25 protein-coding genes and 2 pseudogenes are annotated in these 21,883 nt (G+C 69.6%); 14 read left to right on the plus strand and 13 right to left on the minus strand.

Annotation, left to right across the window (positions count from 1 at the left end; genetic code table 11):
* The first annotated feature begins 53 nt into the window (after window positions 1–53).
* The 4 genes from GBA65_RS09455 (at window position 54) to GBA65_RS09470 (ending at window position 4,705) form a co-directional block, all read left to right on the plus strand.
* Entirely contained in the window at window positions 54–1,073 is a 1,020-nt protein-coding gene (locus GBA65_RS09455) for a PRC-barrel domain-containing protein (RefSeq protein ID WP_166396349.1), read from the plus strand.
* Window positions 1,074–1,260: 187 nt separating this feature from the next.
* Entirely contained in the window at window positions 1,261–2,823 is a 1,563-nt protein-coding gene (locus tag GBA65_RS09460) for an amidase (RefSeq protein WP_166398435.1), read from the plus strand.
* Window positions 2,824–2,932: 109 nt separating this feature from the next.
* On the plus strand, window positions 2,933–4,117 hold the full coding sequence (locus GBA65_RS09465) for a M20 family metallopeptidase (RefSeq protein ID WP_407691082.1): 1,185 nt from the start codon (window positions 2,933–2,935) through the stop codon (window positions 4,115–4,117).
* Window positions 4,118–4,261: 144 nt separating this feature from the next.
* Complete coding sequence (locus GBA65_RS09470; protein WP_166396351.1) at window positions 4,262–4,705, plus strand: hypothetical protein; 444 nt, start codon at window positions 4,262–4,264, stop codon at window positions 4,703–4,705.
* Here the strand turns inward: GBA65_RS09470 and GBA65_RS24200 are convergent, their stop codons facing one another.
* From GBA65_RS24200 to uvsE, 8 genes are all read right to left on the minus strand, one after another.
* Window positions 4,706–5,287, minus strand: coding sequence for a gamma-glutamylcyclotransferase family protein (locus tag GBA65_RS24200; protein ID WP_228281949.1), 582 nt, complete (start codon window positions 5,285–5,287; stop codon window positions 4,706–4,708). It abuts the gene before it with no gap.
* Window positions 5,191–5,859, minus strand: a complete 669-nt coding sequence (locus tag GBA65_RS09480; RefSeq protein WP_166396352.1) for a haloacid dehalogenase type II — start codon at window positions 5,857–5,859, stop codon at window positions 5,191–5,193. Before GBA65_RS09480 ends, GBA65_RS24200 begins: the two co-directional genes overlap by 97 nt.
* A 9-nt stretch (window positions 5,860–5,868) precedes the next feature.
* Entirely contained in the window at window positions 5,869–6,156 is a 288-nt protein-coding gene (locus GBA65_RS09485; protein ID WP_166396353.1) for an antibiotic biosynthesis monooxygenase family protein, read from the minus strand.
* Window positions 6,157–6,214: 58 nt separating this feature from the next.
* Entirely contained in the window at window positions 6,215–6,502 is a 288-nt protein-coding gene (locus GBA65_RS09490; protein WP_166396354.1) for a carboxymuconolactone decarboxylase family protein, read from the minus strand.
* 18 nt (window positions 6,503–6,520) lie between these two features.
* Window positions 6,521–6,763: a carboxymuconolactone decarboxylase family protein gene (locus tag GBA65_RS09495; RefSeq protein ID WP_166396355.1), complete on the minus strand. Its 243-nt coding sequence runs from the start codon at window positions 6,761–6,763 to the stop codon at window positions 6,521–6,523.
* 86 nt (window positions 6,764–6,849) lie between these two features.
* Window positions 6,850–7,269, minus strand: coding sequence for a CoA-binding protein (locus GBA65_RS09500; protein ID WP_166396356.1), 420 nt, complete (start codon window positions 7,267–7,269; stop codon window positions 6,850–6,852).
* A gap of 12 nt (window positions 7,270–7,281) precedes the next feature.
* A complete protein-coding gene (locus GBA65_RS09505) occupies window positions 7,282–8,640 on the minus strand; it encodes a dihydrolipoyl dehydrogenase family protein (protein WP_166396357.1) in 1,359 nt (452 codons plus the stop codon).
* A gap of 64 nt (window positions 8,641–8,704) precedes the next feature.
* Entirely contained in the window at window positions 8,705–9,577 is an 873-nt protein-coding gene (uvsE, locus tag GBA65_RS09510; RefSeq protein ID WP_166396358.1) for a UV DNA damage repair endonuclease UvsE, read from the minus strand.
* A gap of 85 nt (window positions 9,578–9,662) precedes the next feature.
* Between uvsE and ggh the strand changes: the two genes are divergently transcribed.
* Complete coding sequence (gene ggh / locus GBA65_RS09515; RefSeq protein ID WP_166396359.1) at window positions 9,663–11,000, plus strand: glucosylglycerate hydrolase; 1,338 nt, start codon at window positions 9,663–9,665, stop codon at window positions 10,998–11,000.
* A gap of 61 nt (window positions 11,001–11,061) precedes the next feature.
* On the opposite strand, the gene GBA65_RS09520 is transcribed toward ggh, so the two are convergent.
* The 3 genes from GBA65_RS09520 to GBA65_RS09530 all read right to left on the minus strand — a co-directional run bounded on the left by GBA65_RS09520 (window position 11,062) and on the right by GBA65_RS09530 (window position 12,699).
* On the minus strand, window positions 11,062–11,280 hold the full coding sequence (locus GBA65_RS09520) for a dodecin family protein (protein ID WP_166396360.1): 219 nt from the start codon (window positions 11,278–11,280) through the stop codon (window positions 11,062–11,064).
* A gap of 85 nt (window positions 11,281–11,365) precedes the next feature.
* The gene (locus tag GBA65_RS09525) at window positions 11,366–12,115 is read right to left on the minus strand and encodes an anti-sigma factor (protein WP_166396361.1); all 750 of its coding nucleotides are present in this window, start codon (window positions 12,113–12,115) and stop codon (window positions 11,366–11,368) included.
* The gene (locus tag GBA65_RS09530) at window positions 12,112–12,699 is read right to left on the minus strand and encodes a sigma-70 family RNA polymerase sigma factor (protein ID WP_166396362.1); all 588 of its coding nucleotides are present in this window, start codon (window positions 12,697–12,699) and stop codon (window positions 12,112–12,114) included. The genes GBA65_RS09525 and GBA65_RS09530 overlap by 4 nt, the downstream gene beginning before the upstream one ends.
* Before the next feature lie 367 nt (window positions 12,700–13,066).
* On the opposite strand from GBA65_RS09530, the gene GBA65_RS09535 reads away from it, so the two are divergent.
* From GBA65_RS09535 to GBA65_RS09570, 8 genes are all read left to right on the plus strand, one after another.
* On the plus strand, window positions 13,067–13,723 hold the full coding sequence (locus tag GBA65_RS09535; RefSeq protein ID WP_166396363.1) for a ferritin-like domain-containing protein: 657 nt from the start codon (window positions 13,067–13,069) through the stop codon (window positions 13,721–13,723).
* A gap of 18 nt (window positions 13,724–13,741) precedes the next feature.
* Complete coding sequence (locus tag GBA65_RS09540; RefSeq protein WP_166396364.1) at window positions 13,742–14,452, plus strand: ferritin-like domain-containing protein; 711 nt, start codon at window positions 13,742–13,744, stop codon at window positions 14,450–14,452.
* Window positions 14,453–14,898: 446 nt separating this feature from the next.
* Complete coding sequence (locus GBA65_RS09545) at window positions 14,899–15,270, plus strand: class E sortase (RefSeq protein WP_407691083.1); 372 nt, start codon at window positions 14,899–14,901, stop codon at window positions 15,268–15,270.
* A gap of 120 nt (window positions 15,271–15,390) precedes the next feature.
* Window positions 15,391–16,215, plus strand: coding sequence for an MBL fold metallo-hydrolase (locus tag GBA65_RS09550; RefSeq protein WP_166396365.1), 825 nt, complete (start codon window positions 15,391–15,393; stop codon window positions 16,213–16,215).
* Window positions 16,216–16,221: 6 nt separating this feature from the next.
* Window positions 16,222–16,695, plus strand: a complete 474-nt coding sequence (locus tag GBA65_RS09555; RefSeq protein ID WP_166396366.1) for a 23S rRNA (pseudouridine(1915)-N(3))-methyltransferase RlmH — start codon at window positions 16,222–16,224, stop codon at window positions 16,693–16,695.
* Window positions 16,696–16,891: 196 nt separating this feature from the next.
* Window positions 16,892–17,086, plus strand: coding sequence for a DUF3006 family protein (locus GBA65_RS09560; RefSeq protein ID WP_207956285.1), 195 nt, complete (start codon window positions 16,892–16,894; stop codon window positions 17,084–17,086).
* Window positions 17,083–18,507: an arginine--tRNA ligase gene (argS, locus tag GBA65_RS09565; protein ID WP_166396368.1), complete on the plus strand. Its 1,425-nt coding sequence runs from the start codon at window positions 17,083–17,085 to the stop codon at window positions 18,505–18,507. Before GBA65_RS09560 ends, argS begins: the two co-directional genes overlap by 4 nt.
* 94 nt (window positions 18,508–18,601) lie before the next feature.
* Window positions 18,602–18,718: a DALR anticodon-binding domain-containing protein gene (locus GBA65_RS09570; protein ID WP_407691055.1), complete on the plus strand. Its 117-nt coding sequence runs from the start codon at window positions 18,602–18,604 to the stop codon at window positions 18,716–18,718.
* 740 nt (window positions 18,719–19,458) lie between these two features.
* Here GBA65_RS09570 and GBA65_RS09575 read toward each other — a convergent pair.
* Window positions 19,459–20,199: a S8 family serine peptidase gene (locus GBA65_RS09575; RefSeq protein ID WP_166396369.1), complete on the minus strand. Its 741-nt coding sequence runs from the start codon at window positions 20,197–20,199 to the stop codon at window positions 19,459–19,461.
* 301 nt (window positions 20,200–20,500) lie between these two features.
* Window positions 20,501–20,875: pseudogene (locus GBA65_RS26315) on the minus strand (S8 family serine peptidase); the annotation flags it as partial.
* Between the two features lie 768 nt (window positions 20,876–21,643).
* Between GBA65_RS26315 and GBA65_RS26320 the strand changes: the two are divergent.
* Window positions 21,644–21,745 (plus strand): annotated as a pseudogene (locus tag GBA65_RS26320) (PAS domain S-box protein); the annotation flags it as partial.
* Window positions 21,746–21,883 lie beyond the last annotated feature (138 nt).

Below are 21,883 nucleotides of genomic sequence, written 5' to 3' on the forward strand. Positions count from 1 at the left end.
TCCGGAGGGGGTACAGGTCCCACCGAAGCCAAAAGTGGCAAGGAGGAGATACCGTGGCCGGTGAAGATCGCTTGCGCGAGTTGGAAGAGAAGTACGAGGGCTACAAGGTCTACGACAACAACGGCGAGAGCATAGGCAAGGTCGACGACTTGTTCGTCGACGAGAGGGACCGCGAGGAGTACATAGGGGTCAAGATGGGCCTCTTCGGGCTCTCGGGGACGACCTTGATCCCGATGGAGATCGTGCGCGTCAACGACCGGGATCGCGTGATCGAGGTGGCCGAGTCGAAGGAGCGCGTGAAGGACGCCCCGCAGTACAGGGACGACGACGAGATCGACCGCTCGTTCGAGGAGAGGATCCGCGGACACTTCGGCCTCGGCGGCGGGACGGGCGGTTCCTACGACCGTCCGACCGACGCCTCGGGCGCGGAAGGGGCCGCGGCTGGCGACAACACGATGCGCGGCGACGACTACGATACCTCCGATCGCGGCTCCCGCGAGAACGTGGGCCGCGAGGAGTACCGCAACGACGAGAACTACGTCTCCGATTCCGCCATGGCTTCCGCGGCCGGCGGCGCCTCGACCTCCGGCGGCGTGAGCGACTTCGAGACCGGGGACCGGGGGGATGGCGGCGAGTACCGCGAAGGCGGGGGCGAGTACCGCGAGAGTGGCGGCCAGCATCGCGAGGGCAGCGGACAGGACGATCGCCAGGGCGCAGAGGCGATCGCCGGCGAGACCTCCGGGACCGGCGGCCAGGATACGGGGGAATCCGCCGCTCGCGAGGCGTACCTGCAGGGCTACCGCGACGCGATCCGCGAGAGCAGCGGCGGCCAGGGTAGCGGCCCCTCCGGCTCGGCGGGCTCTGGCGAGGGACAGGGCGGCCGTACGGGCGACAGGGAGGGGGCGAGCGAGTACTTCGGGGCCCCCGCCGCCGAGCCCGGCGAGAAAGAGTTCACGGACATGCAGGACTACCAGAGCGCGTCGACGGGCTACCAGCCCGGCCGCGACGAGGGCAGTGGGGGCGGCGAGGGCGAGGGCCGCACCAGGATCCGGCGCCTGCGACGCGGTTCCTGACCCCGGCAGATCGGGATAGCCGCGCGAGATCGGGGCCCGCGAGAGCGGGCCCCTTCGCGTGCCCCGGGTGAGAGGCGGTGCGGCTCGCGCGGGGCGCGATGGTGCGGCATCCTGGGGCGCGACGGGATCGTCTCTCGGCGTACGGAACGCTTGTCGTCTCCGGGGCCGGGATGAGAAGGAGGAGCGCATCGTGGTAAAGCAACCCACCCCCGAACAGCTGCGGGAGATCTCGGCCTCCTACAACCTCAACCTCTCCGACGCGGACGTCGCGTCGTTTCTCGGGCTGGTGGAGGGGGCGATGGCCTCGTACCGGCGTCTCGACGAGCTCGTCGAGCCCGCGCCCGAGGTGAGGCACCCGCGCTCCGGGGCCTACCGTCCCGAGCCCGAGGAGAACGCCCTGGGGGCCTGGTACTGGAGGTGCAGGATCCGGGGCTCGGACGGCGGGCCGCTCGCCGGGAAGCGCCTTGCTATCAAGGACAACGTCTGCGTCGCCGGGGTGCCGATGATGAACGGCACGGCCGTCCTCGAGGGCTACGTCCCCGAGGCCGACGCCACGGTCGTCGCGCGCATCCTCGACGCGGGCGGCGAGATCCTGGGCAAGGCGGTCTGCGAGTCCCTGTGCTTCTCCGGCGGCAGCCACACGAGCGATACGGGGCCCGTCCGTAACCCCCACGATCGCTCGCGCTCGGCGGGCGGCTCCTCCAGCGGGAGCTCCGCGCTCGTTGCGAGCGGGGAGTGCGACGCGGCGATAGGCGGCGACCAGGGCGGCTCGATCCGCATCCCCGCCTCCTGGTGCGGCGTCTACGGCCTCAAGGGCACGCACGGTCTCGTCCCGTACACCGGCGCCTTCCCCATAGAGCTGACGCTCGACCACGTCGGGCCGATCGGGGCCACCGTCGAGGACGTCGCCCTCCTCCTCTCGGCGATCGCCGGGGAGGACGGCCTGGACCCGCGGCAGGCGGGCGTCAGGGTCGACGACTACCTCTCCGACCTCGACGGCGGCGTCGAGGGGGTGAGGATCGGCGTCCTCTCGGAGGGCTTCGGCTGGCCGGGGCTCTCGGAGGAGGACGTGGACGCCTCCGTCCGGGAGGCGGCGGAGGTTCTCCGGGGGCTCGGGGCGGAGGTGGGGGAGGTCTCCGTGCCGCTGCACCGCGACGGGATCCACATCTGGAACGGTATCGCCATCGAGGGGGCGACGGCGCTCATGGTGAGCGGAAATTCCATGGGCACGAACTGGAAGGGCCACTACACGACCTCCCTGCTCGACGCTTACGCGCGCGGCAGGATCACGCGCGCGGACGACCTCGCCGAGACCGTCAAGCTGACGATGCTCGTCGGACGCTACATGCAGCAGCGCTACCACGGCCGCTACTACGCCAAGGCCCAGAACCTCTCCCGCAAACTCTCCGCGGCCTACCACGCGGCGCTCTCCGAGTACGACCTCCTCGTCCTGCCCACGGTCCCGATGAAGGCGACCCCGATCCCGCCCGCCGACGCCCCGCGCGAGGAGATCGTCGCGCGGGCGCTGGAGATGATCCACAACACCTGCGCCTTCGACGTCACCGGCCTCCCGTCCATGAGCGTGCCCTGCGGCACGTCGGAGGGTCTCCCCGTAGGCGCGATGCTCGTCGGGCCGGACTGGGGCGAGGCGAAGATCCTGCGCGCCGCCCGGGCGTTCGAGGGCACGAAGACCTACAGCGCCGCACCCGTGCCCCCGGGGCACGCGCGAGGCTCCGGCGTCGCCGGTTAGGCTACGCGGGCCGGCCCTTCTGAGTGCTCCGGAATTGCGCATGCCCCGCGGGGGCGTATACGATGGGCCGGTCTCAGACCGGCGGAAACGTCGACAGGAAGGGGCCATTATCGAGACCGCAACGATCGGCAGCCTCGTCGAGGGCGTGAGTGAGGAGGTCGTCGGCTGGCGGCGCCACCTCCACCGCAACCCGGAGCTCTCTTTCCACGAGGAGGAGACCTCGCGCTTCGTCTACGAGACCCTGGAGTCCTTCGGCGGGCTCGAGCTCTCGCGGCCGACGCCGACGAGCGTGCTGGCGCGGCTCGTCGGGGGTGCGCCGGGGCGCGTGATCGCGCTCAGGGCGGACGTGGACGCCCTCCCCATCACCGAGGAGAACGACTCCGAGTTCGTCTCGCGCAACCCGGGCGTGATGCACGCCTGCGGCCACGACGGCCACACGGCGATGCTGCTCGGCGCGGCGAAGGTGCTCGCCGGGATGAAGGGCGAGCTGCGGGGCGAGGTCCGCTTCGTCTTCCAGCACGCCGAGGAGCTCTTCCCCGGCGGGGCGGAGGAGATGGTCCGGGCCGGGGTCATGGACGGGGTGGACAGGGTCGTCGGGATCCACCTGTGGAGCGGGCTACCGGCGGGCAAGGTCGGGGTTGTCTACGGTCCGATGATGGCCGCGCCGGACACGTTCAAGATCGTGGTGAAGGGGAAGGGCGGGCACGCCGCGCTGCCGCACCAGACCGTCGACTCGATCGCGGTCGGGGCGCAGGTCGTCACGAACCTCCAGCACGTCGTCTCCCGGGAGACGGACCCGATAGAGAACGTCGTCGTCTCCGTCACGAAGTTCACCGGCGGGACGGCCCACAACGTCATCCCCGGCTCGGTCGAGATGATCGGGACGGTGCGGACCCTCAAGCCGGAGATCCGGGACGGGATGCCGGGGGCGATGGAGCGGGTGGTCCGCGGGATCACCCAGGCCCACGGGGCCGAGTACGAGTTCGAGTACCAGCGCGGCTACCGGCCGGTCATAAACGACGACGAGGTGACGCGAGCGGTGGAGGAGACGGCGCGCGACGTCCTCGGGGAGGCGACGCTGGTGCGGATGCCGCCGACGATGGGCGGCGAAGACTTCTCGGCCTACGGGCAGGTCTCGCCGGGGACCTTCTACCTCGTCGGGGCGAGGAACGAGGAGAAGGGGATCTCCTTCCCCCACCACCACCCGCGCTTCGACATAGACGAGGACGCCCTGCCCGTCGGGGTGAAGATGCACGTCGGAGCGGCGCTGAGGCTGCTGGAGGACGCGTCGTGAAGCGCCGGACCACCTCCCCTCCCTGCCGTTCGGGGGGCTCGCGGTGAGCGTGATCGGCGCGCGCACCGCGACCGTGCCCGCCCCTTCGGGCGCGAACCTCGGCCTCGCCGGTCGCGGCGGTCCTACGAGCGGGGAGCGGAGCGCTTGAGCAAGCGGCTGAACGAGATGGACGACCTGCGCGACATGGGCCGCTTCCCGGTGCCCATCTACGTCGGAGCCACCGGGAACGTGCTGATGACGATCGTCCTGACGTACCTCGTGCGGGGTCGCTCTTCGGGTCCGCGCGCGCTGGCGGCTTGGGGAGGCGCCGTGATCCTGGCGAACCTGCTCCCCGTCTTCGTGCTCCGCTCCCGGATGGACGAGGAGACGCGCTACCCGGAGATCGAGGAGATGGATTTCTTCTCGGACCAGCACAAGTTCTCCCGCTGGGTCTACGGCGTCGCGTCGGCGAACATGCTGTTCTGGATCTCCCTCGCCTGGCTCGCCTTCTCCCGCCGCCGCGACGGCAGGACGCTCGCCGTCACGCTCCTCCTGGCCTTCGTCTGCACGTTCTTCCCGGCCTGGGTCCGCCTCTTCGGGAGACCCTAGTCAGGCCGGCCAGGTCCCGCCGGGCAGGTAGACGCCGGAGCCCTCCGCGGCCGAGTAGGCCCACGCGAGCACCGGCTCTCCGCTACTCGCCGGCGTGACGGGGACGAGGACGCGGGTGTAGAAGCCCTCCTCGCCCGGACGAAACCTCTCAAGCCCGTCGACGGCCGGCAGACGCTCCGTGGGGTCTCCGAAGGTCATAAGCTCCCCGTGGACGGAATCCCAGCCCGGGAGCTCCGCGCGCTCGCGGACCCTGGCGCCGTGGGGGAGGTTTGCGTCGGCTACGTAGTCCGCGGTACCGACGGCGTGGACGTCCTCCGCCGGCACCACGAGAGCGGGGAAGCCGTAGGGGAGGTCGTAGATCCTCCCCCGGACGGTCGCTTCCTCGACGCTCGCGAAACCCGCGCAGAAACGGTCGTGGTTGCGCTCGCCTCGCTTGAGGGTGCCGTAGACGAAGAGGCGCAGGGGAGGTTGCTCCGGCGGAGCGCTCAGAGCTTCGCGGCGAGGTCCCGGAGGTCCGGGACGACGAGGTCGGGTTCGATGCCCCAGGGGTCGAAGAGGGCGGCGGGGCCGCGCTTCACCCAGGCGGCGCTCAGGCCGACGTTCTTCGCCCCGATCACGTCGAACGGGTTGCTGGAGACGAGCCACACCCCCGAAGGCGGCCTGTCGAGCCTCCGGCAGAGGTAGCGGTAGACCTCGGGGTCCGGCTTGAACGAAGTGACGGCGTCGACGCTGACGACGCCGTCGAGGAGCGGCAGGATGCCCGCCCGTTCGAGAAGCGAGCGCAGCGTGGCCTCCACGCCGTTGGAGAACGCGACGAGGGCGTGGCCCGCCGCCCTCATCTCCTCCAGGCCCGGCGCCACGTCGGCGAAGGGGGAGAGGTTGACGTACTCGGAGATCAGACGCTCCCGGTCGGCGCCGGAGAGCTCGGCCCCTAGGGCCTCGATCGCGTAGTCGAGCGCCTGGCGGGTGCAGGCGTCGAAGTCTTCGTAGCGGCGCATGAGGGCGCGCCTGAAGGTGTACTCGAGCTGCTTCTCGCGCCAGAGCTTCGCCATGGACTCCGCGAGCCCCTCCCCGACGACGGGCCGGAGGCGCTCCCCCATCTCCAGCGGGTCGACGAGGGTCCCGTAGACGTCGAAGGCGATGGCCCCGGGCATCTTCTCCCCCTAGCCGACCGCTTCGACGTGCCGGACCTCGGGCCGGCCGGCGAGGTACGGACCGATGGCGTCCCCGAAGTCCTCGAAACCGGGCTCCCTCGTGAGCGCGGTGTGCGCGTCGACGGAGTCCCACTCGACGATGAGGGTGAAGGAGTTGGGGTTCTCTATCCCCCTGTGCAGCGTCGCGCCGTGGCTCCCCGATGCCTCGTTCAGGACGTTCGCGACCCCGTTGTAGGCCTCGATGAAGCCCTCGCCCTGGCCCTCCTGGACTTCGAAGTAGGCTATCTCTCGTACCACGCGGTGACCTCCAGGAGCGTCCGGGGCGACCACCGTCGCCCCGGTGATGGATGCATGTTCAGCGGCTGCTCGTCGGCTCGACCGCGGGGATGTCTACCTCCGTCTGGATCGAGTCGTTCATGTAGTTGGAGAACTGGGTGAGGGCGACGTTGGAGATCACCTCCATGATCTGCTCGTCCGTGTACCCTGCCTCGCGGACCTCCTCGAACGAGCCGTCCGAGGGGTGCCCCCGGCTCTCGACGACGTCGCGGGCGAAGCGCAGCGCCGCCGCCCGTTTGGGGTCGTCCGATTCGAAGCTCTGCGCCTGCCGGACCTCGTCCTTGCTCAGGCCCTCTTGCTCCGCCACGGCGGAGTGCACCGAGAGTCAGTAGACGCAGCCGTCGTAGTCCGAGACCGCGACGGCGATGGACTCCTGCGTCTGCCGGTCGAGCGCGCCGCCTTCGAGCGTGGCGGCAAAGTCCATGTACGCCTTGAACGATGAGGGGGAGACGGACATCTGCTTGTAGAAGTTGACGACCTGCCCGCCGGTCTTGGCCTTGCCCTTCTCGACGTACTCCTGAGATACCGAAGGAGCGTCCTCCGGCTCTATCGGCCTGATGCGCGGCATGCTTACCCCTTCCCTCGCCTCCTGACGTTGCATATCTTACACATACGCTCGGGGCGACGGGGGCTCTGGCCAACCGCCGGGCGTCCCTAGCGGCCCAGGAGGGCGGCGTGGTCCACCTTTATGCAGCGGTCCATGACGACCGTGAGGCCGTGCTCCCCGGCGTAGCGCGCCGCCTCCTCGTTGTAGACGCCGAGCTGGAGCCAGATGGCCCTCGCCCCGGCCACCGCGGCGTCGCGCGCGACCGGCGGGGTGAGCTCGCTCCTGCGGAAGACGTCCACGATGTCCACCCGCTCCGGGATCTCCTCGACCGTGGCGTAGGGCTCCTCGCCGAGGACCGGGCCCTTGAGGTTCGGGTTGACCGGGAAGATCCTGTACCCCGCGTTCTGCAGGAAGCGGGCGATGGCGTGGCTCGTGCGGTACGGGCTCTCCGAGAGCCCGACGACCGCCACGTTGCGCGCGCCCTCCAGAAGGTTCCTGATCTCCTCGCGTGAAGGGTTCTCGTGCACGGCTGCTCCCTCCTAGACGTCCAGCATCTCGAACGCGTCGATGTACGCGCCCGTGAAGGTCGGGAACTGGGCGATGCCGTCGCGCAGCTCCTCCACGGGAATCCCGACGCGGATGGCGGTCGCGGCGTGGTGGATCCACTCCCCCGCCTGCGGCGCCACGGCCCACGCCCCCACGAGCACCCCGCGGCCCCGGTCCGCGACGAGGCTCAGGGTCCCCCGCGGCTCCTGCTCGTACGTCCACGGCTTCGCGATAAGCTCCGGCAGGTCCAGGGTCACGGCGGTCACGTCCATCCCCTGCGAGCGCGCCTCCTCCTCGGTGAGGCCGACGGCCGCGATCTCCGGGTCCGAGAACACGACCCGCGGCACGCCGCCGTAGCTCGCGTGCCGGTCCCCGCCGAGGATGTTCGCCGCCACGACCCGGCCCTGGTACTGGGCCACGTGAGTGAACAGGAGCTTGCCCGTCACGTCCCCGACCGCCCAGACGTTCCCGGACGCCCCCTCGACGCGGCACCGCTCGTCCACGGCGACGCCGCCCTTGTCCGGCTCGACGCCGACCGACTCCAGCCCGATCCCCTCCGTCCTCGGCGTCCGGCCGGCGACGGTGACGACGACGTCCGTGGGGATCTCCTCCCCGTCGTCGAGGGTGACCACCGCGCCTTCGCCCTCCTTACTGCGCGCCCTCTCGACGCTTCGGCCGACGCGCACCCCGATGCCCTCCTCCTCCAGGATGCCCTTGATGATCCCGCCGACCCTCGGGTCCTCCCGGTTCACGAGGACGTCGGCGTGTTGGACGAGGGTTACCTCGCACCCGAGCCGGGAGAGCCACTGGCTCGTCTCGACCCCGTTCGGACCGCCGCCGATGATGACGGCGCGGCCCGGCACCTCGCGCGTCGTCGTGGCCTCGCGGTTCGTCCACACCGTCACCTCGTCGAGGCCGTCGATGGGGAGGGGGTTCGAGTACGAGCCGGTGGCGAGGATCACGTGCTCCGTCTCGTAGCTCTCGCCGTTGACCTCGACCCGTCCCTCGCCCGCGAGGCGCCCCTCGCCCTTGATGACCGTGGCGCCCTTCTTCTCGTAGCCCTCGACCTGGCGGGAGTCGTCGAGGTTGCGGATGATGAAATCGCGGTAGTCGAAGATGGCCTCGACGTCGAGCTCCGGCGTGCTCGTCCCCGCGGCGCGCGCCGCCTCGCTCCTCACCTCGGGCGGACGGATCAGGGTCTTCGACGGGATGCAGGCCCAGTAGCCGCACTCGCCCCCGATAAGCTCCCTCTCGACGACGGCGACCTTCTTGCCCGCGTTTAGGAGGCGCCCGGCGGCGACCTCCCCGCCGGGGCCCATCCCCAGTATCATCACATCGAACCTCTCGGCCATCCCGAACCTCCGTCCGTCGCGTTGCGTTCGCCGTCTCCGGTCTGGGAGACGCCCCCAGCCCTCCCTATACCCCGAGCTCCACACCGAGCGCCACGAGGGCCTCCTCCTTGCCCTTCGCCTCGACCATGACGTCCGCCTCCCGGCCGTCGAGGGCGATGAGAAGCGTCTCGTAGTCGGCGGGGTCCACGAGGTAGGCGTGGCCGCCGGGGCGCTTCTCGGGGTCCTGGCTGGAGAGGTGAAGCTTCGGCCGCCCGTGCCCCGCCCAGGTGGGGAGGGCGAGGTCGACGGCCTCCCCCAGGGTCAGGCCGCCGGGGTGGATGCCGTGGTGGAAGGAGTCGAGGATCGCGGGTACGCCGAGGGCGCTCGCGGTCGCGACGATGTCGCCGATGGGCCAGACGCGCTCGTCGTTCTCCAGCGCCAGGTACTTCAGGATCTCCGCGTGCGGCGCCATCACCTCGACGAAGCGCCGAGCGGTCTCGGCCCGGTCCTCGTAGGCCCCGCCCATGTGCAGGACCATGACGGAGTCGTCGCTCCCGAGGAGGTCGAAGAGGCGCGCGACGTACCGAAGCTCGGCGAGGCTCCGCTCCGAGGTGCCGGGCTTGGGGCTGCCGGGCTGGATAAACTGGCCGGGGTGCATGCTCAGGCGCACGCCGAGGGAGCGGGCGAGCCCGCCGATCCAGCGGAAGTCCTCGCCGTGCTCCTCCTCCCAGTCGTACGGGAAGGCCGGGTGGGAGGCGAACGGGACCATCGCCTGCCCCATCCGGAAGAGCGAGATGCCGCGCTCGGCGTTCCAGCGGATGATCGTCTCCAGCGCGGTGATGTTCTCCCACACGAGCGCCCGCACCTTCTCGGCGTCCGGCAGGCTCGCGAGGCGGCACGTGTGGTTCGTCCCCGCCGGGATGGCGAGGTTCTGCGCGGGGTAGCCTAGTCGGATCACGCGCCCTTTTTAACACCATCGCCGGAAACGTGCCCCTCCCGGGCGCCCGGCGTGAGCCCACCGCGGTCGGGGTATGGTGTCCGTAATGTCCGATTCTTTCGCGGGAATGTTCGAAGAGGCCGTTCGCGTACTCCGCCGCAACGACATGGGCGGCTGGACGAGGGCCGCGCCGGAGCTCTACCCGCACCAGTGGAGCTGGGACAGCGCGTTCATCGCCATAGGCCTCGCCCGACTCGGCGCGCGGCGCGCGGCCAGCGAGCTCACGACGCTCCTCGACGGCCAGTGGACGACGGGCAAGATCCCGCACATCGTCTTCAACCCCAAGGCCCCGCCCGGAAGCTACCTCCTGGGCCCCGAGCACTGGGCCTCCGCCTCGCTCTCCAGGAGCGCCTCCGGGACGCCGCGACCGACGAGCGCCCTCTGCCAGCCCCCGGTACACGCCATAGCCGCCCTCCGGATCTTCGAGGTCGCGCGGGGGACGGCGGACGAGGACGAGGCCCGATCCTTCCTCTCCGGAGGCTACGCGAACCTCCTCGCGTGGCACCGCTACCTGGCTACGGCGAGGGACCCCGAGGGCTCGGGGCTGGTGACGATCTACCACCCCTGGGAGAGCGGCACCGACAACTCCCCGCGCTGGGACGAGGCCCTCGCCAACGTCAAGGTCGGCGAGCTCTCGCCCTACGCGCGCCCCGACCTCGGGTTCGTCGACGAGCCCTCGGAGCGCCCGACCGCGGAGGAGTACGACCGCTACCTGTGGCTCGTCGACCTCCTCAAGCGCAGCCGCTACGACGAGGGGAGGATCTACCGCTCGCACCCGTTTCTGGTCAAGGACGTGCTGTTCAGCGCGATCCTCGTCGCGGCAAACGAGGCGCTCGTGGAGATCTCGCGCATCGTCGGCGCGCGGGAGAGGGACGTGGAGATGATAGGGCGCTGGATCGAGCGCGGCCGCCGGGGCCTCGACGCCTGCTACGACGGGGACCTCGGCCTCTGCCTGGACAGGGACCTGCGCTCGGACGAGCCCCTGCGAGTCCGCACGATCGCCGGCTTCGCGCCCCTGATCTCGGGCTGCACGGACACCCTCCGCGAGAAGCTACTCCTGCTCCTCTACTCGGGAACGTTCGCGGGGGACGACCGCCTCCGCTGGCCGCTCCCGCCTAGCACGAGCCCGCGAGAGGCGCGCTTCCACCCTCGCGCCTACTGGCGCGGGCCGGTCTGGCCGGTGATCTCCTGGCTCCTCTGGCGCTCGCTGAAGCTGGCGGGCGAGGAGGGACGCGCCGCCGACCTCAGACGCTCCTCCCTGGAACAACTCGCCGCCGGCGGCTTCGCGGAGTACTTCGAGCCGTTCACCGGCGAACCGCTGGGCTCGGACGACCAGTCCTGGACCGCCGCCGTCGCCCTGGACTGGCTCGCCCCGGAGCCATAGGACGCGCGAAAACGCCCCGGAAGACCGGGGCGTCCATAACCACCTCTATGTTCGCCTCGTTCTACCCGACGCCCTGGGAATCCTCGAGGAGGAACGTGATCGCCAGGTTGACCTTGTAGCCGACGATGCTGCCGTTGTCGATCAGGACGTTCATGTCCTTGACCCAGGCCCCCTCGACGCCCCGAAGCGTGCTGGTGGCGCGGTTGATGCCCTCTTTGACGGCATCTTCGAAGCTCGACTGGGAGGTCGCGCTGATCTCGGTTACACGAGCTACCGACATGCTTTCTCCTTTCCTCGCTACAAGCGGTACTACCCGCGTTAGAGGCGGGTTAAACCCGGAAACAGCGACGAAACGGCGGGTTCCGCTACGCGAGCGGGGCGACGAGGATCGGGTCGCTCGTCGGCATGGGGGAGCCGCCCTCGGGCTCGAGCGTCACCGCGACGGCCTCGGCGCCCTCCATGGAGCCCCGGACGGTCGTAGCGGCGTCGCCGTCGCGCGGCTCGAAGAGGCCAGCGGGCTCCGGCACGCCGTCGCGGATGATCCAGGTCTCGTAAACCTCGCCCTCGGGCGGGGGCGGCAGCTCCCTGGCGACGAGCACCGCCTGATCGTCGCCGGTCATGAGCACCTCCCCGCCCGCGTTGCTCGCGAGCCCCGAGCCCTCCATCTGGATCGTGCGCCGCTCGGCGACCTCGTCGCGCAGGTCGCCGTTCTGGTCCCGCAACGAGAAGTTCCACGCGAGCAGCCCGACCACGGCGAAGAGCACGGCCGCGGCCGCCGCGAGCACCTGCGGACGGAGAAACCAGCGTCTCCCGCCCTCCCGGCGCTCCCGCCGGGGCGGCGCCTCGCTCAGGATCTCGCGCGGGGCGCCGACCCGTTCGAGCACGCTCCTTCTCAGACCGGGGCTCGGCTCCTGTTCGGCGGGGGCGAGGGCGAGAAGGTCGGCGACGCTCTCGAGCTCGTCGACCTCCGCGTTTAGTTCGGGGTGCTCGGCGAGGTAGGCCTCGAACCACAGCCGTTCCTCGCCGGTCAGGGCGCCGAGGGCGTAGGCCGCTGCGAGCTCGTCAAAGCGCGTGCGATCCGGGTCCCCCCCCGGTGCTCTCGTCGGGCCGCTCATCCGGGCACCGCCATCCCGCGGTCCTCGAAGTAGCCCCGGATCTTCTTGAGGCCGAGCCTCATGCGGCCTTTGACCGTACCGAGCGGCAGGTCGAGAAGCTCCGCGATCTCCAGGTGGGTGTACCCGGAGAAGTACGCGAGCTCCAGCACCTTGAGCTGCTCCGGCGGAAGCACCTTGAGGGCCTCGCGCACCTGAACCCTCTGCGAGTTCCGCCACGTCTCCGCGAAGGCCTCGCTCGGCTGCGTCGTGACCGCGACGGCCTCGACCTTATCCTGGGTCCTGCGGCGGCTCGCGCTGGAGCGGAGCTGGTCGATGCCGCGGTTGTGCACGATCGAGAGGATCCAGGTTCGCACGCTCCCCCTGTCCGCTCTGTAACTTCGCGCTGCCCGCCACACCTCCAAGAAAGCCTCCTGCGCCAGATCCTCGGCCGCCTGCCGATCGCCCATCATCCTGTAGGCGAGGGAGTAGGCCGCCCTTACGTGCCTGTCGTACAACCCCGCGAACGCCCCCGAGTCCTCGCTCTCGACCAGGGCCATGAGGTCCTCGTCCGCCATGAGAAGGTACTGTCGTCCCCTGTCCGCCATGCCCGTATCTTACGCGAGCGCCACCGCCCCGGATCACTCCACCCCTCGCTCGAGAACACCAAAGCATGCATCCGAGGGAGGAACGGACGGGCAGGTATGCCGAAAAGCCGCCCGCAAGGTTGCGCTCTTGTTACGAAAATACACACATCTACACACATATTCGCTTGTTCGGATGACGCGGTTGCTGTTAGCATGCGCGTTCGAGGCGTGAGGGGCGCCTTTTTCATATATAGGACCATTGGCGAAGAACATGGGAGGGATTTGGGGGATTGTTGATCCGGGGCCGGGGGGGCTTCGTAGAGAAGTGGTGAGACGAACTGTGGTGTTCTTCAGGGACATAGGGTCCCGCAGAGAAAGGAGTCAGCGGATGGACGGAGCAGAGAGCCGCATCTCGCCGGTCGGGTTCGACCGGGAGTACTCGCGGCGCAACTTCTTGAAGACGGCGGCGATGGCTGGTGCGGCCGCGGCCGCGGCCGGCGCGGGGGGCTTGGCCCTCGGTGCTCGTCCGGCCTGGGCGGTCCACGAGGGTTACCAGGCCGTGGGCGACGTGGGCATCTTCCAGCTCGCCTACAAGCTAGAGCTTCTGGAGGGCACGTTCTACGACATCGGCGCGGCCTCCGGCCTCTTCGCCGGCAACGATCTGGCGCAGATCGCGGCGATCCGCGACCACGAGTTCGCGCACGCCGACGCCATCGCGTCGACCCTCTCGGCCGCAGGCGCCGAGGTACCGGCGACGCCCGAGTTTATCTTCCCGGACGACGCGACCGCGGACGCGGCGACGTTCCTCGGGTACGCGGCGACGTTCGAGCCGGTGGGGATCGGGGCCTACCAGGGCGCCGCTCCGGCGCTCGTCGACAAGAACCTGCTGGCGGCGGCGATCTCGATCCACAACGCCGAGTGCCAGCACCGCTGCGCGATCAACATCCTTCAGGGTGTCGTACCGCCGAACAACATCGCGTTCGAAGAGGCGCTGCCGCTGGACGCAGTTCTGGCCGCCGTCGCCCCGTTCGGCGTCACGGCTTAAGGGAGGGGACAGAAACAGATGGAGAAGCACACGATCAATCTGCCTAGCGTGGAGGAGTTCGCGCGGCCCCGGACCAGGAGCAACTTCCTGAAGGCGCTCGCGGCCGCGGCCGTCGGTACCGTCGCCGGTACGGCGCTCCTCTCCGGTCGCGCGGAGGCGCAGACCTACGGCGGCGCCAGCGGCGGCGGCGACATCGACATCGCCAACTTCGCCCTCACGCTCGAGTACCTCGAGGCCGAGTTCTACGGGATAGCGCTCGACTCCGGCGTCCTCGCCGAGCCCGCCCTCAGCTACATCGCGGCCACGTACGACCACGAGAACCAGCACGTCAACGCCCTGATCGAGCTGATCACGGGCGCCGGCGGCACCCCGGTCGCCAAGCCGGAGTTCACCTTCCCGGAGGGCGCGTTCTCGAGCCAGGCTTCGATCCTGGAGCTCGCGGGCACGTTTGAGCCCGTGGGCGTCGGCGCCTACCTCGGCGCCGCCCCGATGATCTCCGACCCGGCCGTTCTGGCCGCGGCCGGCAGCATCGCCGGGGTCGAGGGCGAGCACGTCGTCGCCATCAACAACCTCAACGGCGTCGTGCCCCCGGCGAACACGGCCTTCCCGGCCGCGCTGACCCAGGACGAGGTCCTCGCCGCCGTGGCGCCGTTCCTCGGCATGGGCTCCATGATGGAGACGGGTGGCTCCAAGCCCGCCCCGGGCGTGGGCAGCGAGAAGGCTTACTAGGCCTCTGAACGCTCACAACCGCAGCATGTACCACCGGAGCAGGGCGTTCTTCTACGCCCTGCTCCTCCTTTCGCTCTTCGCCCTGCCGTCCTGCGGCGGCGCCGAAGAAGCGGAACAGCCCGCGCCTTCGGAAGGGACCCGGACAGCCCCGGCCACGGGGGAGATGGCCCCGGAGACCACCGCCGCCGAAGAGACGACCGTCGCCGGTGGGATGACCGTCGCCGGGAGGACCACCGCCTCGGAGGCGACGGGCGAGGTCGCGGAGGCCCCGAGGGCGTCCCGAAGTTCAGGGACTTCTTCGAGGAGGGCGAGGGGAACGAGCCCGTGCAGCTTCAGGGCGCGGCGGGCTCGGCGGGCGCGATCCCCGCGGTCAAGCCGTTCAATTTCGGGCGGGATCCCGGGGCCCGGAGGACAAGACGCTCTACATCACCATCCCCAAGCTCGGCCTGGAGGGCGTCCCCGCCTTCGACGAGGTCTCGGAGGAGGCCCTGACGGAGGGCACGGCCCACATCCCCGCCACCGGCTACCCGTGGCAGGAGGGGGCGAACGTCTACGTCGCCGGGCATCGTCTCGGCTATCCCGGCACCCGCTCCGACCGCGTCTTCTACGACCTCGACCTGCTCGTCCCCGGCGACGAGATCCTCGTGACGGACTCCGCCGGCGGCGAGTACAGGTACGTCGTCAGCGAGCAGATCGTGGTCCCGCCCGATAACGTCGAGGTGATGAACCCCGTCGAGGGCAAGTCCCTGCTCTCCCTCCAGACCTGCACCCTCCCGGACTACGCCGAGCGCATAGTCGTCCAGGCGGAGCTGGTCTAGGGAGGCCAGCGGGTTCTCCGATCCCGACGATAAGCCCTCCCGGGCGGCGTGCTAAGATCTGCGCCGGTCGGGAGCGGTATCTCTTGGAGGTAGCGAGGAACCTTGGAAGCGGTCTTTCGTTTGAGCGTACTCTCGAGCGGCAGCTCGGGTAACGCCACCTATCTCGAGACCGGCAAGCGCGGGGTCCTCGTCGACGCCGGCCTCTCCTGCAAGAAGCTCAAGGGGCTGCTGGCCCGCGTCGGTCGCGGCCTCGACGATGTCTCGGCCGTCTTCGTCACGCACGGTCACGCCGACCACACCTCCGGGGTGAAGTCGCTGCTGCGCGAACGACGGATCCCGGTCTACGCGGCGCCGGGCGTCGCGGAGGCGGTGAAGGGGTCCGAGCCGGTCCCCGCCGGGGAGACCCTGGACTTCGGCGCCCTCGCCGCGACGTTCTTCGCGGTGCCGCACGACGCCCCGACCTACGGCCTCCGCGTCTCCGACGGCAGGAGGTCCGCCGCCCTCGCCACCGACCTCGGCGAGATCAGCTTCGAGACCATCGAGCACATGCGCGGCGTCGAGGCCCTGGTCCTCGAGGCGAACCACGACCCGGAGTGGCTCCGGCGCGGGCCGTACTCCGCGGATCTCAAGCGCCGCGTCGCCTCGCGCATCGGCCACCTCTCGAACGAGCAGGCGGCGGAGGCGGCGCTCGCCCTCGCCCCGCACGGCCTCAAGGACCTCGTCCTCGCCCACCTCTCGGAGACGAACAACTCCCCCATGCGAGCGACCGGCACCGTCCGCCGTGTGCTCAAGGCCGCGGGCCACGACGGCATAAGGGTACGGGCGGCGATCGCCAGGCACCCCACGCCCTGGATCGAGGTCGGCCAGCCCATCCAGGACCACCGACACGTCTACCGCTACGGGGAGGAGGGCGCGGAGCGCTCCCGACTCTTCGACCTGGGGTAGAAAGCCATGATCCGGCGCGCAACCGTCCTCGCCGTCGGGCGACTGAAAGGTTGGGCCGCCGACGGCTCGGACGACTACCTCAAACGCCTCCGCCGCTACTTCCCGATCGAGGTCGTCGAGGTCCCCGAGGAGGACCTCAACCGCCGCGCCCCCGCGGAGGTGCTCTCCGCCGAGGCGACGAGGCTCCTCAGGCGCCTCCCCGAAGGAGCACACCTCGTCGTCCTCGACCGCGAGAGGGGCCGCCGGTTCTCCTCCGAGGACCTGGCGAGGCACCTGGACGACCTCGGCCTCTCGGGGAACAGCCACGTCGCCTTCGTCCTCGGCGGCCCGCTCGGTCTCGCGCCCGAGGTGCTGCAGAGAGCCGACACCAGGCTCTCCTTCGGCGACATCACGCTGCCCCACGCCCTGGCGCGGGTGGTCCTGCTCGAACAGCTCTACAGGGCGGCCAAGATCAGCCGGGGCGAGAAGTACCACTACTAGCCTCCGCTTATAGGGCCGTCTCGGACGAAGGTATTCTCGCCTCTGCTTTCAACATAGAGGTTAACCGGACCGGTTCTTGCGCAAGGGCGGAGAGCAGGCCCGAAAGCCCTCGCTCGCGGGTCGGCCGACTGCCCCTAAAAGCGGTACTATGTGCATGTATATGCAGGTGCAGATAGACAGTTTCGAGGACGATGGCATGGCGGTACTTGTGGGCTACCCGAAGGGGCGCAGGGCGTTCGACGTGCCCCGGGAGCTGCTGCCCGAGGGGTGTGGCGTTGGGGACGTGTTCGAGGTCCGGTTCGTGAGGGACGAGGGGGCGTCGGAGCGGGCGTCGGCGGAGAACCGGCGGTTGATGGGCGAGCTGCTCGGGCGCGGGGAGGGCCGCTCGTGAGCCTCGAAGCGCGGCTCGCCGGCGCCCTCCGCGAGGCGGCGCGGGAGGCCTACGGGGTGGAGCTCGACGGGGTGCACGTCGAGCGGCCCAACGAGGCGGCGCACGGGGACTTCGCCTCGAACGTCGCCCTCGCGAACGCGAAGGTCTTCCGGCGCAACCCGCGAGAGGTGGCCCAGGGGCTCGCCGAGGCGCTGAAGGCGCCGTTCGTCGAGGACGTCGAGGTGGCGGGGCCGGGGTTCATAAACTTCCGGGTCTCGTCGGAGGCGTTCGGGGAGGAGCTCGGCGGGCTACTCTCGACCGGCGAAGGCTACGGTCGGCGGGAGCCGTCCGGAGCCCCGATCCTGCTGGAGTACGTGAGCGCCAACCCGACCGGTCCCATGACCGCCGCGCACGGGCGCCACGCCGCGTACGGGGACTCGCTCGCCCGGATCATGGCCGCCTCCGGGCGCAAGGTCTCGCGCGAGTACTACTTCAACGACGGGGGAAACCAGATCCGGCTCCTCGGCGAGTCCGTCGCCGCCCGCTACGCCGAGCTCTTCGGACGCGAGCGGCCCGTCTCCGACGCGTCCGCCCTCTACAAGGGCGAGTACATCCGCGACATCGCCGAGGCCCTCAAGGAAAGGGACGGCGACCGCTACCTGGACGCCGATCCGGCCGAGGCTTTGCCGGCCATCACGTCCTTCGCGACGGACTGGTGCATGGCCGGCATCCGGGAGACCCTCGCCCGGGCCCGCTCCGGCTTCGACCGCTACTTCAACGAGAAGAGCCTCTACGAGTCCGGCGAGGTCTCGGAGGTGATCGAGGAGCTCAAGGGGCGCGGCCACGCGTACGAGAGCGAGGGCGCCCTCTGGCTCGAATCCACGAGGTTCGGGGACGACAAGGACAGGGTCCTCGTGAAGCGGGACGGCTCGTACACCTACATGGCGCCGGACCTCGCCTACCACCGCGACAAGTGGAACCGGGGTTTCGGGACCGCAGTGGACGTGCTCGGCGCGGACCACGCGGGCTATCCGCCGCGCATCCGGGCCGGGATCGTCGCCCTCGGGCTCCCCGAGGACTTCCTCGACGTCGAGCTCGTGCGCCTCGTGAAGCTCCTCCGCGGCGGCGAGCAGGTCAAGGTCAGCAAGCGGGCCGGCAACTTCGTGACGTTCGACGAGCTCATGGACGAGGTGGGGGAGGACGCGGCGCGCTACTTCTACGTGCGCTCCTCGCACCGCACGGAGATGAACTTCGACCTCGCCGTCGCCGTCCAGCAGTCCGACGAGAACCCCGTCTACTACGTCCAGTACGCCCACGCCCGCATCGCGAGCATCTTCCGCCGCGCCGAGACGGACCCGGGCTCGATCCGGAACGTCCCGGAGGGCGAGTTCGCCCCGAGGAGCGAGCGCTCCTCCTCGAGCTCCTCGACTTCCCGCGCGTGATCCAGAACGCCGCCGCGAAGAGGGAGGTCCATCCCTGCCGACCTACCTGGAGACCGTCGCGACGCGCTTCCACCGCTTCTACACGGTGCACCAGGTGCTCGTGGAGGACGAGGCCCTCAGGCAGCGGAGGCTCGCCCTGTGCGCCGCCACGAAGCTAGTCCTGGCGTCCGGTTTGAACCTCCTCGGGGTCGAGGCGCCAGAGAGGATGTAGGCGGGCCGGGGGCCCTTGCGCTCTGGGCTGCGTAGACGTGGCCGGGCGGGGCGCAGCGTGTGCTTGCGCAAGATAGCGCCGTTCGTATCGGACCGCTGCGCGGGAGGCGCCTCGAGGTGGCGGAGCTAGAGTGGTTCCGCCACCTCGAGACTACTGGTTATGGTTGACAAGATCAGATGCCCCAGCCTCGCGTACAGCGCGCCGACCAGCAGCGAGGATCTCGGCGGTTTCATCCTCGCCTCTTCAAGAACGTCTCCTTCACGTCCGCCTCCTCGCCCGGTCGAAGCGCGCCGCTGGCCTCCGGTAACTTCCCCTACGCCCGAAGCGCTAGCCGAGGAACGGGGACCGCGGTCTCGCTCGTGCGGGCAGGCTTTCGGAGGACTTCGAGCCTGCTCCTACCGCGGACGGTGCGATTGGGTGGCGGGTGCTGGTGACGGCAGGGAGGGGGCCGGGATCGTCGGTCCCGGCCCCTCCCTATTGGCGGCGCGCTACTTGACCGTGAAGCTCCACCCGGCGGTCGCCGACATTCCTTGCGGATCGGCCACGTATATCTTGACCTTGTGGAAGCCCGGCGCGAGGCTCGGGTGTAGCTGAGCCGGCTGCCGCTGTAACCGAAGGTCGTCACCTTGCGCCCGTCGACGAACAACTGGATGCTGGCCCTGGACAGAGCCGACTGGGCGTCGGCGACGGTGGCCCGATCGTCGGCGTCCGATCGTAGGTGGTCCCGTTGGGGACGGGGTTCAAGTACCGCACCCAGGGGCCGTGTCGTTTGTGGCGGCGGCATGAGCGTTGACGAGCCCCCGGCCGAAGAGCACGTCCTTGCCGGGAGCACCGAGGTCGGTGGCGGTCGCCTCCAGGCGACGGCGTATCTCGGTGGCGGGGAGGCCCCGGGAGGCAAGGTTGGCCGCGATCCCCGAGACGAACGGGGCCGCCATGCTAGTCCCGTTCTTGTGCCCGTAACTTCCGAGCGCGACCGGCAGGGTCGAGAGTATCCTCTGCGAGTTGGGAGCGCCCAACTGGCCGCCCGGCGCGGCGACGTCGACCCAGCTTCCGAAGTTGGAGAAGTTCGAGTCGCCGTTGGACGTGTTCGTGGCCGAGACCGCTATCGCGTTCGGGTAGGCGGCCGGGTAGTTCGGCGTGCTTACGGCGTCGTTCCCCGCCGACGCGACGACCACGACGTTGTTCCTCCACGCGTTGTCCACAGCGTTCTGCGCGACTGTAGAAGAGCCGTACCCGCCGAGCGAGAGGTTGATGACCTCGGCGTCGAGCCGGACGGCCTCGTTTATGGCGGCGATGATGTCCTCGTCGGCGCAGCCCAGATCGTCGCACACCTTGTAGTTGAAGAGCAGGCCGTCGGGGGAGGCCCCGGCGATGCCGGTGCCGTTGCTGGTCAGCGCCGCTGCTATACCGGCCACGTGGGTGCCGTGACCTTCCGTGTCCACGACGGTCGGGGTGTTGTTGATGAAGTCCCAGGAGTCCATTACCCGGAGATGTCGGGGTGGCTCTCGTCGATGCCGCTGTCGATGACGGCGATGGTCGCCCCGGTGCCCCTGGCCGTGTCCCAGGACGGGTAGGCCCTGAGCTTGGGCAGGCCCCACTGCTGGGGGCGAGCGGGTCGTTGGGCGTGAACAGGGGCTTGCGCACGTAGTTGTAGTCGGTCGCCTCGACGTTGGGATCCCGCTCCAACTCCTCCTTCTTGCGCTCCAGCCCTCGCTCTCGCGCTCCTTCGGTCCGCTCGTTCTTTACCGCCGCGAACGAGAGGACCTCGGCGTCGTTCTCGGCGAGTTCCTTGTCGACCCGCGCGCCGACTTTCTGTTTCACACCGTCCTCGCTCGCCGCGGAGGCCTTCTCCTCGTACGTGACGATCAACTCGCCCGCGACGTAAGGGTTCCCCTGGGCATCCTTGTCTACCTGGCGCTCGGGCTGCGCCTGGGCTTCTGCAGGACCGACGGGTGCCGTCCTCGCCCGCTCCGCCTTCGCCTCATCCAGTTTCTTGGCCTCCTCGGCGGAGAGCTTGGGCTTCTCGGCCGAAGCGCCTCTATCCTCGGACTCGCCTCGAGCCTGCGGCGCGAGCCACAGCAGCGACAGCGCCGCGAGCAACGCCATCAACATCACCCCCACGCTCCTGAACCACCCGCTGCCCCTGACAGTGTGCATCTCGTGCTCCTTCCGAACGAGGCGGGGCGACTCTTGCCCGCCGTTTGCTTCAGATCTCCCTGCCCGCCCATGACGCCATCCCGCGAAGGAGCACGTCCTGCTTGAACCCGGCCGCCGCCGGCCGTCTCACGCTTGCTCCTCCTCTCGCAGTCCCCGCGTCCGCCTCTCAAGGGACAGCGCTCTCGACCTCCACGTCCGGCTCGTCGCCGAACTTCTCCTCGACCCTCTTCAACACCTCCTCCAGCTTCTCCCGAGCCTCCCGAGGGCGGCCCGCGCGGCGTCGACCTCCGTACCTAGCGGTGACACCGTCTCCCTTCCTGCGACCCAGTCTTGCGCGTCCTGCTCCATCTGAACCTCCGAAAAACGCTCGCTTGCACAACCGTAGTCGGCGCCAGTGCGCACCGGTATCACCCACCCGGGTGTTTCTGAGGAAGTTTTCGTCCCGTTCCTGTAACAAGAAGTAACAAAACAATGCTTGTTGTTGCAATGTAGGGTCCGTGGCATCACCCGAATGGGTATTTGTGGCTTGTACGGTTGCGAGGCGGGTCATGTGATGGGGCTGCGTCATCGGAGGCGAGAGCCTTGCTAGTATCGCGATCTTCGGATACGTTCGGGAACGGGAGGCATCTCCGCCAGCCTGTACCGGGTCGCATTTTGGGGGCAGTACAGGTTTGAGGTCTTAGAGAGAACGCGGGAGGAGTTAGGGTTTGGGCTCCACGAGGGTCTTTGAAGGCGTTACCGTTCGCTATTCGAGGCTGCGGGGACGGGATGCTCGTGGCCGGCAAGGACGGAACCGTCGTGGACGCCAATCCGGCGGCCTGCCGGCTTCTTGGGCTGGAGTCCGAGCGGCTCGTCGGGTCCGCGTTGGTGGCGCACTTCGACCCCGTAGACGAGAGGCTCGGGCGTGCCTGGGAGGAGTTGCGGGCGACGAGCAGGTTCGACGGGGGCTCCTCATCAGGCGCGCGGACGGGACTAGTTTCACGGCGGAAGTCGCGCTGCGGGGGGGAC

It is taken from the genome of Rubrobacter marinus (genome assembly GCF_011492965.1).
Classification (GTDB): domain Bacteria; phylum Actinomycetota; class Rubrobacteria; order Rubrobacterales; family Rubrobacteraceae; genus Rubrobacter_F; species Rubrobacter_F marinus.